A 592-nucleotide genomic window follows, 5' to 3' on the forward strand; every position below is an offset into this window, starting at 1 on the left:
TTTCGTTTGATGAGATAACGTTTCCGGCACCGGCCAGTCGCCCAGCAGGTGAATAACCTTCAGCCGCTGCACCGCTTCGGTTACCGTAGCCGTTTCGCACACGGTCAGGGTTTCCTCCCGCAATAACTGTTGCGCCTGCGGGTGCTGCATCAGGCCGGTGACCTGAACAGTAAACAGTTCTTCATGGGATACCGTACCCGTGTCATCCGGTGCCGGTAAAAAAATGGGGTTCATACGTATTTCCTTGATTTTAGGTCAAATAAAGAAAACACCCGCCCGATACCGGGAAGGTGTTTTCGGCTCCCTGGTCAGGCGCTTAAGAAAAGGGTTAACAGCATCATGGGCTGATAACGTCAGTGAGAGTTATTATTTTGATTTTCGATTAATGACGGGCTGATAAAGTCCTCGTGGAGTCTCAATGTCATGACTGACCCTACCAGACCGTTTTCTGGATGTTGCTTCGCATATTCCCGCAATTCGCAAAACCGACAGGCATCCCGCTCATTCAGCGCGGCGATACGGGCAAGCACGATTAACGTCACCGTCAGCCCGAAGGCATCAGCCGAGAGTGTCACCCTTAACTGCGTGTCCG

1 protein-coding gene and 1 pseudogene are annotated in these 592 nt (G+C 52.0%); both read right to left on the reverse strand.

The annotated features are described in order from the left end of the window. A pseudogene (locus tag AAC854_RS22935) lies at positions 1 to 234 on the reverse strand (hypothetical protein); the annotation flags it as partial. Between the two features lie 119 nt (positions 235 to 353). After that, positions 354 to 592: antirestriction protein (locus AAC854_RS22940; RefSeq protein WP_340619105.1), on the reverse strand; the 239-nt coding region annotated here is incomplete at its 5' end.

Origin of the sequence: Xenorhabdus entomophaga (genome assembly GCF_037996725.1) — a bacterium.
In the GTDB taxonomy this organism is placed as follows: Bacteria; Pseudomonadota; Gammaproteobacteria; order Enterobacterales; family Enterobacteriaceae; genus Xenorhabdus; species Xenorhabdus khoisanae.